The following is a 10,880-nucleotide window of genomic DNA, read 5'->3' as shown; positions in this document are numbered from 1 at the left end:
TGCCAGGGGGGCCGCGGCCCGCCCCCACAACGTCCACGCCCGGCACGGGGCCGCCGCGGTGGTCGCGGCGGCCCTGCGCCCGGACAGCGCACCGCTGTTCAACATCGGCCGGGGGGAGGCGGTGGACATCCTCTCCCTGGTCCGCACCCTGGTGACCGTCAGCGGCCTGCCGCCGGCGGCGGTCCGGGTGCGACAGGACGAGGTGCAGGGCCAGAGCCCCGGGGCCGACTGGGTGCAGGTGGACGCCTCCCGCGCCCGGCGGCAGCTCGACTGGCGGCCGCGGTACAGCCTGGAGGCATCCCTGCGGGGCATGTGGGAGACCGTGCGCGGCACCGCCGACACGGCCGTGTGAAGGTTCCTCGGAGCCGTCGGGCGCGGTCAGCCGATGACGACCTCGCCCTTCGGTTCCGCCCCGTGGCCCATGGCTTCGTCGTCCGTGGCCGGCGTCAGCAGGAAGCCGAGCAGCCGTTCGGCCTCCTGCCGCGTCTCGTCCGCCTCCTGCGGGGTCAACGGCCGGTAGGGCATGACGCGCAGGGTGCCGTTGCCCTGCAGCGACCAGATGCCGCGGACGAAGCCGTCGACCAGGAAGGTGGGGCGCACCTCGCTTCCGGTGATCACCCGCTGCCGGTCCTCGTCGCCGATGACCCGCGTACGGTCGGCGTGGCTGAGGACGAGATTGTCGAAGGCGGGCAGGAAGCGAACGGGGGCGTGCTCGTCCGGGTCGGCGAGCGGGGCGTCGGGCAGGTCGAACAACTCCCGGCCCGAGGGGTCCTCGTACGTACGCAGCTGCGACCGCATTCCGTCGATCACCGAGCGCAGCCGGGTCAGCCCGGACCAGGCCTGCACGTCCATCACGCCCGCCGGGCCGTACGCCGCCAGGTACCGCAGGACCACCCTGTCGACCCGGGGCCCGTCCTCCATCGGCCGGCCGATCCACTCCTCGGCGAGGACGAGAGGCGTGGCCCCGCGGTCGCCCCAGGTACCGCTCGGTGGAGGGTGCACATGGGCCACCAGGGACTGCACGACGTAGGCCAGGGCCAGCCGGTCCCGACCGGGGAAACGCTCGACGAGCCGACGGGCCAACTGGGGGCGGGTCAGCCCGTCGCCCGACATCAACTCGCGTCCTGCCTCGGTCAGTTCGCGTGTGTCCAGGCCGCCGACGGCCCGGCCGAACGCACCCTGGCGGGCCCGCCGGAGCACCGGTTCCAGCAAGGGGTGCAGGTGGCGGAAGTCCTCGGCGGTGACCAGGTGCTGGGTGTTGCGGTGCAGCTTGGCGCGTACCACGGCACGGTCGTGGAGGAGCGACGTCAGATCAGCGTGCCGGAAGCCGCAGAGCCGGGCCCACAGGCTCACGTACGGGGAGTTGGACTCCTGCCCCTGCAGACCCATCAGATGACCGATGGTCTCGGAGGGGGTGAGCCGCCTGCGGCTCAGCAGCAACTGGCGCTGCAGATAGGTGCGGTTGAGGGTGCGCAGACCGAGCTGATGAGGCATGCGCACCATTGTCGCCGCCCGGCCTCGACCGTCGCTCGAGCGTGACCGCCCCCGTGGTGAGGAGGCAGAGCAGACTGCGTGCCTGGACGTTGAGGTAGTGGCCGTGCCGGACCAGGGAGCTGAGCAGGGCGGGCGTGACCCACCGATAGCCCGGCGGCAGGACTTCCGGAACGTCTGCGTCGTCGGCCTCGACCAGCAGATAGCGGCTCTCGGCGTTGAGGAAGCGCCCGCCCTCCTCCGAGTGGATCGCCTCGTACCGAATCTGCTCGGGGCGGGCCCGGAGCACCGTGTCGAGGAACGGGGGACGGTCCTCGGGGGCAAGCCACGCGTGGTTGTCGGGCAGGCACTGGACGGTGGGGGAGAGTTCGACGGTGTCGAGGAAGCCGCCCTCGACCCGGGCGTGCACGAGCAACTGCGGGACGCCGTCGACGCAGCGCGTCAGAAAGGCGGTGACGCCGAGGCCCCGCGGTTCGATCAGCGGCTGGGTCCAGCCGCCCACCTCCCGGCTGCCGGCCTCGACGGCGACCGCCACCACCCGGAAGTAGCGGCCCAGCTCGTGCTCGATCTCGAAGGGCCCCGACCGCCAGCCGGCCACCGCGTTCAGGGGGCAGAGTTCGGCCTGGACCCTGTGGCGGGAGCGCTCCGCCGTGAACCAGGACAGCAGGTCCGTCTCGTCCGCGCTGCCGGTGCCGGTGCCGCCCGGCGGCGGCACGCAGGACAGGACCGTACGGGCGTCCATGTTCACCAGGTTGTCCGCGTGCAGCAGTTCACCGATCTGGCCGAGTGTCAGCCAGCAGAAGTCCTCGCCCACCGGTACCTCGTCACGGGTGAAGACGATCATGTTCCGGTTGCTCTTGCGGAAGAACCAGGAGCCGTGCTCGGACTGCAGGACATCGGCCGCCACGCTGCCCGGGGCGGGCCGCAGAAAGTGGTCGAGATAGGGGACGCCCGCCCCGCGGTGCACCTTGGTGTAGTTGCTGTGCGTTGCCTGCACGGTGGGGGAGAGCTGGAGCAGATTGCGGTTGCCCGGCTCCATCTTGGCTTGCATGAGGAAGTGCGCAACCCCGTCGAACTCCTTGGCCAGGATACCCAGGATGCCGACTTCCGGCTGCTTGATGATCGGCTGCTGCCAGTGCCGGAACGGCCCGGAGTCCACCGAGACCCGCAGTCCCTCCACCGTGAAGAAGCGTCCACTGTGATGCCTCAGATTGCCGGTGTCGCCGGCGAAGGACCAGTTGTCGAGCGCCGCGAAGGGAATCCGTTCCACGGCGAAGCGGTGGGCGCGTGCGCGCTCGGCCATCCATGCGTGGACGTCGGAGGTCCGCAGCCAGGAGCCGTTGACGGTGACAGCGGCGGATCGCGCGAAGCGCTCGGCCGCCGCAGGGCGGGTGGACATGGGAACCTCCGCAGCTAGAGGACTGCCGGGGGCGCGGCTGTGACGAAGCGCTGCCCGTCAGGACGGGTTGTGGATCTTGTCGGCCCAGTTGGGCGAGTCGTGGGTGACCAGACGGGAGCGGGTGTACAGCTGCCCGTCGATCCGGACCAGGACGTCTTCGACGACGGTCGTCGGCTCGAAGCTCACCCTGCCCGCCGCATCGGTCATGCTCACGATGGCCTGGTACCTGACGTTCAGGGTGTCCTCGTCGACGATGTCGATGCGCATCCGGTCGAACCAGTACCGGTACACGAGCCCGTCGTAGTACGCGATGTTCTTCTGCCGGGCCTCACGCGCCGACACCTCGTCGACCAGCGGGCGTTCCGGATCGCCCCGGCGCTGCCGCATCTCGGTGAGCAGCTGTGCACGTCCCTCCAGCTTCCACCCCCCGGGACGGTGCTCGATCGAGCCGTCCTCGGTGAGCGTCTCCAGGAACTCCTCGAGCCGCCGCTCCTCCAGGAGCGGCATCTGCCGTGCGTAGAACTGCTGTACCTCGACGTAGAGATCCGCGGTCACCCGCTGGCCGGTCGCCTGCACTCCCTGGGCCACGCTGGTTCCTTCCGGTCGGGGCGCGCCTGCTGGGGTCCGTGGCGTCGCCGGGGCCTCCACGGTGGCCCGGGCGCCTGGAAGCGACCTGGAGCGGCACTACAGCGTCACGTCGTCCGGCCACGTCGCGAAGGGGGCGGGGAACACGGCGGGGCTGTTCCACGAAGCATCGTCGTGGAACAGCCCCGTCCTTCGTCCGGCGTCACCATGTGACCGGCAACTCCCACAGTCCGTAGATGACCGCGCCTTCCTTGCGCGGAATCTCCAGGAACGGCTTGGCGAGCCGCAAGGTGGGGATGCGCTGGAAGAGCTTGCTCCACACGATCTCCAGCTCCAGGCGGGCGAGATCGGCGCCGATGCAGTGATGCACCCCGTGCCCGAAGCCCAGGTGCTTGCGGCTGCCCCGGGTGATGTCGAGCCGGTCCGGCTCGGGAAAGACGTCCGGGTCGCGGTTGGCGGCCAGTCCCAGGCAGAGGATGCCGTCGCCCTTGCGGATGACCTGGCCTGCGATCTCGATGTCCTCCAGGGCGACCCGGGGCACCGCGGTGTCGCCGATGGTCGCGAGGCGCACCAGCTCCTCCACGGCGGGCTTGGCCAACGACGGGTCGTTCAGAAGCAGTTCCAGCTGGTCCGGGTTCTCCAGGAGACAGGCCGTGCCGAGCGAGATCTGGCTGGCGGTGGTCTCGTGCCCGCCGTTCATCAGCAGCCGGACCATGTTGAACAGGTCCCGGTCGGTGTACTCCACGTTCGACGCCGCATAGTCGGCCATCGCCCGGCTGAGCAGGTCCTCGCCCGGCTCCTGCTTCTTGAGCTGGATCAACTCGTGGATGTAGGCGTTCACTTCGACGATCGCGGCCTGCCGTTCCTCGGTGGAGCTGTGTCCGCCGAGCAGAGCCGTGCCGTGCTTGATGAAGAAGTCGTGCCGGTCCTGCGGAATGCCCAGCAGCTCACAGATCACCGTCATGGGCACGGCCAGCGAGAACACCCGGTGGAAGTCCGCCGGAGGCCGCAGCGAGAGCAGTTTGTCCAGGTGCTCGTCGACTATCTCCTCGATGCGCGGACGCAGCCGCTGCACCTGACGATTCGTGAACGTCAGCGCCGCCTTGCGGCGGGTGTCGCTGTGCTCCTTGCCGTCGTAACCGATGAACGAGGTCTCGGTCCGGTACTCCGGCGGAGCGATGAAGTAGAAGGGGAAGTTGTCGTGCTTTCGCGAGGCGCTGACGCGCGGGTCGGTGAGCAGCTGCCGGATCGTCTGGTAGTTGGTGACCGTCCAGATACGCAGGCCCGACCCGGTGAGCGTGACCTGGGAGACGTCCTTGGCGATCATCTCCGCGTAGCCCTTCGGCGGAGTGAAGGGGCACTGCCGTCGGTAGGGGAAAGTCTCGGTCTCCGTCCCGGCGGGATCGCCCGCCTCCACGGCACTCATCGTCACGGTGCATCCTTCCTGAGGGCGCAACGGTCGCGCGGACTGGTTCAGGCCGGTCCACGGTGACGCCTCGCCCTCGGATGCCGCTGGAGTCCCCACCGGCCCCACGGGTCCGGACAGTCGAGCGAGGCTCGAGTGAAGCTGTGACTCCGCTCCCTACGTTCCTCGAATGTCATACACCCTGAAGATCCTGAGTGCCCTGCCGGGATCGCAGACGCTTCCCGGCCGCGGCCACTGGGGCGCGCGATGACCGGGCCGCTTGACGGCCTGAGAGTGATCGAGCTGGCGGCGATCGGGCCGGCTCCCTTCGCCTGCATGATGTTCGCGGACCTCGGCGCCGATGTCCTGCGCATCGACCGGAGCGACGGCCGCCGCTCCTTCGCCGACTGGCACGGGGAACTGGACCGGGGCCGGCACTCCACGGAGCTGGACCTCAAGAACCCCGCGGACGTCGCCTGGCTGCTGCGCAAGGTGGACGGCTCCGACGTCCTGGTCGAGGGATTCCGCCCCGGGGTCGCCGAACGGCTCGGTATCGGCCCCGAGGAGTGCCTGACCCGCAACCCGGGGCTCGTGTACGGGCGGATGACCGGCTGGGGCCAGCACGGCCCGCTCGCCAAGACCCCCGGCCACGACATCAACTACCTCTCGCTCACCGGGGCGTTGTACGCGATCGGAGAGGCGGGCGGTCCGCCCGTGCCGCCGGTCAATCTGCTCGGGGACTTCGCGGGCGGTGCGATGTTCCTGGTCGCCGGGGTGCTCGCGGCCCTGTACGAGCGTCAGCGGTCCGAGCGGGGCCAGATCGTCGACGCGGCGATCGTGGACGGCACGAACACCATGCTCGGCATGATGACGGCGATGCTCGCCGCCGGCGAGTGGCGATCCGAGCGTGGGGTGAATCTGCTGGACGGCGGGGCGCCGTTCTACTGCTGCTACGCCTGTGCGGACGGCGGGCACGTTGCCGTCGGTGCTCTGGAGGAGCGCTTCTACCAGGCTCTGCTGGCCGGTCTCGAATTCGACCCCGAGCGGATCCCGGATCGTGCGGACCCGCTCAACTGGGCCACCCTTCGGCGCATGTTCGGGCATCGGTTCCTCGCCCGTGACCGGGACGACTGGGCGCGCCACTTCGCCGACACGGAAGCGTGTGTGACCCCGGTGCTGAGCATCGAGGAAGCACTCTCGCATCCGCACCACCTGGCCCGGGGCGGCGGCCCCGCCGCCCCCGCACCACGGTTCAGCCGGACCCAGGCGGAACCGCACTGACCGGGTCCGTCCGTGTACCGGCATCCCCGCGGCCGTTATCCGGCGTGCCCGCCGCCTCCGGTCGTGCCCGGCCCGCTCGCGATCCCGTCGGCGCTCGCCCCGAGCGCGGGTCGCGACGCGTGCCGGCGCGGCCGGGTGCGACCGCTCCAGGCGTTCTCGAGGACTACGGCCGACCGTGTGGGAACGAGCAGCGGCAGACCAGTTCCGCGGCCGACAGCAAGGAGGAGTGATGGCGGAGCAGGGCTTTCACCTCTACGACACGACCCTGCGCGACGGGACCCAGATGGAGGGTCTCGTGCTCACGGTCGACGACAAGCTCTCCGTCGCACGCAGCCTCGACGCACTCGGTGTGGGATTCATCGAGGGCGGCTGGCCGGGCGCGGTCCCCAAGGACACCGAGTTCTTCCGCCGGGCGCGGACCGAGCTCGACCTGGGCTCCAGTGTGCTGGCCGCCTTCGGCGCCACGCGCAGGCCGGGCACCTCGGTGGCCGTCGACCCCCAGGTACGGGCGCTCCTGGACGCGGAGACTCCGGTGGTGACCCTGGTGGCCAAGAGCCACACCAGGCACGTGGACCGGGCCCTGCGCACCACACTCGCCGAGAATCTCGCCATGATCGGCTCCACCGTCCGGCACCTGACGCACGCCGGGCGCCGGGTCTTCGTGGACGCCGAGCACTACTTCGACGGATACCTCGCCAACCGTGAGTACGCGCTGGAGGTGGTGCGCACCGCGATCGAGGCGGGCGCCGAGGTCGTCGTACTCTGCGACACCAACGGGGGCTCCCTGCCGGACGAGGTGAAGGCGGTCGTCGCGGACACCATCGCGATGACGGGTGCCGCGATCGGCATCCACTGCCACGACGACACCGGCTGCGCGGTCGCCAACACCATGGCCGCGGTGGATGCCGGCGCCGTGCACGCGCAGGGCACGGCGCACGGCTACGGCGAGCGGTGCGGGAACGCGAACCTGTTCACCCTCGCCGCGAATCTCGTCCTCAAGCGGGGTCGCGAAGTCATCCCGCTGGAACGGCTAGCAGCCCTCGCAGGCACCGGCCGGGCCATCGCGGAGGTCACCGGTGTCCCGGGCGGGTACGCGGCTCCCTATGTCGGGACCGGGGCGTTCACGCACAAGGCCGGGCTGCATGCCTCGGCACTGCGCGTCGACCCCGACCTCTACCAGCACATCGACCCGGCCCGGGTCGGCAGCTCCATGCGTACCCTCGTCTCCGACATGGGCGGTCGCTCTTCCGTGCAGCTCAAGGCGCGGGAGCTGGGTTACGACGTCAGTGCCGGCTCCGAGGCGGTGGCCCGGGCCGCGAGCCGGGTCAAGGACCTGGAGAGCCGCGGCTACAGCTTCGAGTCGGCCGATGCGTCCTTTGCACTGCTGCTGCGCGAGGAGCTGGCGGGCAGCCCGCAGCCCGCGCCGTTCGACGTCGACGAATGGGAGGTGGCCGTCTGCGCCAAGCGTGACGGCCGGGTCGGCACCCAGGCCTCGGTGCAGCTGCGGGTCGACGGCGTTCCGCTCGTGGCCCAGGGGCGGGGCAACGGCCCCGTGCACGCGTTGGACACCGCCCTGCACAAGGCGCTCGACCCGCTGTTTCCCGAGCTGGGCCGCCTGCGGCTGGTGGACTACCGGGTCCGGGTGCTCAGCGGTGAGACCGGCAGTTCGGCCGCCGTCCGGGTGCTGATGTCGTTCGAGGACGGCGAGCGCCGCTGGGGCACCGTGGGAGTGGACGCCAACACGGTCACGGCGGGGTGGCGGGCCCTGCTCGACGCCGCCCACTACGTCCTGGTCGGCACACCGGGACGGGCACCCGGCAGCTGCGACGCCCCGACCCTGATGGCCTCACCGGCCGGCTGACACCCTCGAACCCCTCAGGAGCGGTTGTGCGTGTGGAAGGCATCTACATACGGGGGACCTCCGTACGTCTCCCCTCCTTGCTGACGGTGGCGGACGCCGTGGCCACCGGAGCCTGCCCGCCGAAGGTGGCCGCCGCCACCGGGCTGGAGTCCGTGGCGTACTCGCCCGACGAGTCCCCGGCGGAGATGGCGGCGCACGCCGCCCGGACCGTACTGACCCGCTCGGGCAGCACTCCCGGGGAAGTGGACCTGCTGCTGCACGCGGACACCTACCACCAGGGCCAGGACCTGTGGCCCGTGGCCTCCTACATCCAGCGCGAGGCGCTCGGCAACAGCTGCCAGGCGATCGAGATCCGGCAGATGTCCAACGGCGGCCTCGCCGCCATGGACCTGGCCACCGCCTATCTCGCCGCGGGACACGGCCGGGGTGACGCACTGCTGACGACCGCCGACCGGTTCTGCGAGCCGGGCATCGACCGCTGGCGGACCGACCCCGGGACCCCCTACGCCGACGGTGCGTCCGCGCTCCTGCTCTCGCGTCGGCGCGGCTTCGCCAGGCTGGTGTCCCTCGCGCTGTTCGCCGACCCGGAGCTGGAGCCCCTCCACCGCGGCGACGAACCGTTCACCAGGGCGCCGTTCGGCCACCGCATGCCGGTCGACTTCGAACAGGCCAAACGCGCCTTCATCGGCCGGTCCGGCATGTCGTACGCCATCACCCGGGCCCACAACGGCCAGCAGACGGTGATCAAGGAGGCGTTGGCGGACGCGGGAATGGAGCTCGGTGACGCCCGCTGGGTCGTGCTGCCGCACTTCGGGAGCAGGAGGTTGAAGGCCATCTACCACCAGCCGTTCGGCATCGACCCGGCGCGGACCACATGGGAGTTCAGCCGAACGGTCGGTCACCTGGGCGCCGGCGACCAGTTCGCGAGCCTGGACCACCTGCTGGTCTCCCGGAAGGTCTGCCCCGGAGACCGCATCGTGCTGGTCAGTGTGGGAGCCGGCTACAGCTGGGGATGCGCCGTCGTGGAGATCACCGATCCGCCCGGCGGGAGCGACTGAGCCGCCCGCCGTGATCGCGCTCGAGGGGGAGCCGACCGGATGTCGAGCTGCCCTCCAGGGGGCTGTGTCAGGCTGCTGCATGCCGTCCCGTACGGCACGAACGAAGGGAAGGACCACCGTGGCGACCACCGCTACGACCGAGCCCCGCGAGACCCCACCGGTCACGGGGCCCCACCTCACGGAACACTCCGTCACCGTGTCGGCCGCACCGGACGACGTCTACCGCCTGGTGGCCGATGTCGCCGGATGGCCCCAGGTGTTCGGGCCCACCGTCCATGTGGAAGTCCTCGAGGAGGCGGATCCGTCCGCGGGCGGCGAACAGCTGCTGCGCATCTGGGCAGTGGCCAACGAACAGGTGCGCACCTGGACGTCACGCCGCGTTCTCGATCCGGCCGCCCGCGTCATCGAGTTCCGGCAGGTGGTCTCGGCGGCCCCCGTCGCCTCCATGGGCGGCACGTGGCTGATCCAGCCCGTCGAGGACGGTACGACACGGGTGGTGCTGCTGCACAACTACCGTGCGGTCGACGACGATCCGGCGGCCGAGGAACTCATCCAGCGGGCGGTCGACCGCAACAGCCTCGCCGAGCTGGCCGCCCTGAAGAACGTTGCGGAACGGGGCGCGGACGCCGCCGAGCTCCAGTTCACCTTCAGCGACTCGGTCACCGTGGCGGGCGCGGCCGGCGACGTGTACGCCTTCCTGGACCGCGCGGACCTGTGGCCCGAGCGGCTGCCCCATGTGGCCCGGCTCGACCTCACCGAGGACGAACCCGGCATCCAGCACATCGACATGGACACCCGCAGTCCCGACGGCTCCACGCACAACACCACATCAGTGCGGGTGTGCCTCGAGGACAGCAGGCAGATCGTCTACAAGCAGCTGCGGGTGCCGGTCGCCATGCGGGTCCACACCGGCCGCTGGACCATCGAACCACTGGACGACGGCACCCTCACCGTCACGTCTTGGCACACTGTGGTCCTGGACCCCGAAGGTGTGCGCACCGCGCTCGGCCCCGAGGCCACCCTCGCCGATGCGAGAGCCCTGGTCCGCAAGGCCCTGGGCACCAACAGCTCCATCACCTTGCGGCACGCCCAGCAGTATGCGGAGGAAGTGCATGGCGGAACGTGATCTCGGGGGACCGGTCACGGTCATCAACCGGTTCGAGGTGAAGGGCGACGTCGGGGAGTTCGAGAGGCTGTTCCGCGAGCACTCCCAGTTCCTGCGCCGCCGCGACGACTTCGACTTCCTGGTGACCACACGCCTGGTCGACCGGCCCCAGGTGTACGTCCACCTCAGCCACTGGCGCACACTGCGTGCCTTCCTGGACACCGTGCATGACGCGACGTTCCTGCGCCATGTCCGGCGGCTGGAGCCGCTGGTGGTGGTCGAGGTCGACCAGGCGGTCAGCGTGGGCCGGGTACTGAGGGACGACGCCCTCGTCGGCGCGGAAAACGTCGCCCTGATCCATGCCGACGTGCACGGCGACTGGCGGGCCTTCGAAGGAGAGTTCGCCGAACTGTGCACCCGAGCAGAGCAGCTGGGCGGTTTCGGAGGCGGCGACCTGCTCCGCTCCACGATCAGTCCCTTCGCCTACACGGGCCTGCTGTGGTGGCGTGACGCCGAGGCCTGCGACCGCGCCCTCGGCACGGAGGCGAGTCCACAGGTGTTCGGGCACCTGGCCGACACGGCCCGGATCACCGTCGACCGGGCCGTGCACGTCGCCTACGAGCGGACGATCGAGCGGACCGGCCGCCCGGGCCGGTAGGACCGGGCGTTCGAGTGGCGGGAGAGCCGAGGACCAC

9 protein-coding genes and 1 pseudogene are annotated in these 10,880 nt (G+C 70.6%); 6 read left to right on the top strand and 4 right to left on the bottom strand.

The window, feature by feature from the left end:
• A pseudogene (locus AB0H32_RS43135) lies at nucleotides 1-352 on the top strand (NAD(P)-dependent oxidoreductase); the annotation flags it as partial.
• A gap of 26 nt (nucleotides 353-378) precedes the next feature.
• Here the strand turns inward: AB0H32_RS43135 and AB0H32_RS43130 are convergent.
• The 4 genes from AB0H32_RS43130 to AB0H32_RS43115 form a co-directional block, all read right to left on the bottom strand.
• Nucleotides 379-1,389: a winged helix DNA-binding domain-containing protein gene (locus tag AB0H32_RS43130; RefSeq protein WP_361133477.1), complete on the bottom strand. Its 1,011-nt coding sequence runs from the start codon at nucleotides 1,387-1,389 to the stop codon at nucleotides 379-381.
• Nucleotides 1,313-2,890: an NDP-hexose 2,3-dehydratase family protein gene (locus AB0H32_RS43125; RefSeq protein WP_361133474.1), complete on the bottom strand. Its 1,578-nt coding sequence runs from the start codon at nucleotides 2,888-2,890 to the stop codon at nucleotides 1,313-1,315. Before AB0H32_RS43125 ends, AB0H32_RS43130 begins: the two co-directional genes overlap by 77 nt.
• A 57-nt stretch (nucleotides 2,891-2,947) precedes the next feature.
• Entirely contained in the window at nucleotides 2,948-3,478 is a 531-nt protein-coding gene (locus AB0H32_RS43120) for a nuclear transport factor 2 family protein (protein ID WP_361133471.1), read from the bottom strand.
• Between the two features lie 199 nt (nucleotides 3,479-3,677).
• The gene (locus AB0H32_RS43115; RefSeq protein WP_361133480.1) at nucleotides 3,678-4,901 is read right to left on the bottom strand and encodes a cytochrome P450; all 1,224 of its coding nucleotides are present in this window, start codon (nucleotides 4,899-4,901) and stop codon (nucleotides 3,678-3,680) included.
• 246 nt (nucleotides 4,902-5,147) lie between these two features.
• On the opposite strand from AB0H32_RS43115, the gene AB0H32_RS43110 reads away from it, so the two are divergent.
• From AB0H32_RS43110 to AB0H32_RS43090, 5 genes are all read left to right on the top strand, one after another.
• The gene (locus AB0H32_RS43110; RefSeq protein ID WP_361133468.1) at nucleotides 5,148-6,161 is read left to right on the top strand and encodes a CaiB/BaiF CoA-transferase family protein; all 1,014 of its coding nucleotides are present in this window, start codon (nucleotides 5,148-5,150) and stop codon (nucleotides 6,159-6,161) included.
• 229 nt (nucleotides 6,162-6,390) lie between these two features.
• Nucleotides 6,391-8,022: a citramalate synthase gene (gene cimA, locus AB0H32_RS43105; protein ID WP_361133465.1), complete on the top strand. Its 1,632-nt coding sequence runs from the start codon at nucleotides 6,391-6,393 to the stop codon at nucleotides 8,020-8,022.
• A gap of 32 nt (nucleotides 8,023-8,054) precedes the next feature.
• Nucleotides 8,055-9,080: a ketoacyl-ACP synthase III family protein gene (locus AB0H32_RS43100; protein ID WP_361133462.1), complete on the top strand. Its 1,026-nt coding sequence runs from the start codon at nucleotides 8,055-8,057 to the stop codon at nucleotides 9,078-9,080.
• Nucleotides 9,081-9,198: 118 nt separating this feature from the next.
• Nucleotides 9,199-10,206: an aromatase/cyclase gene (locus AB0H32_RS43095; RefSeq protein ID WP_361133459.1), complete on the top strand. Its 1,008-nt coding sequence runs from the start codon at nucleotides 9,199-9,201 to the stop codon at nucleotides 10,204-10,206.
• Nucleotides 10,193-10,843, top strand: a complete 651-nt coding sequence (locus AB0H32_RS43090) for a hypothetical protein (RefSeq protein ID WP_361133456.1) — start codon at nucleotides 10,193-10,195, stop codon at nucleotides 10,841-10,843. Before AB0H32_RS43095 ends, AB0H32_RS43090 begins: the two co-directional genes overlap by 14 nt.
• Nucleotides 10,844-10,880: the final 37 nt, after the last annotated feature.

The organism is Streptomyces sp. NPDC020362 (assembly GCF_040642095.1).
Classification (GTDB): domain Bacteria; phylum Actinomycetota; class Actinomycetes; order Streptomycetales; family Streptomycetaceae; genus Streptomyces.
The sequence above is the reverse complement of the archived record's forward strand: the minus strand, read 5'-3'. Positions and strand labels throughout refer to the sequence as shown.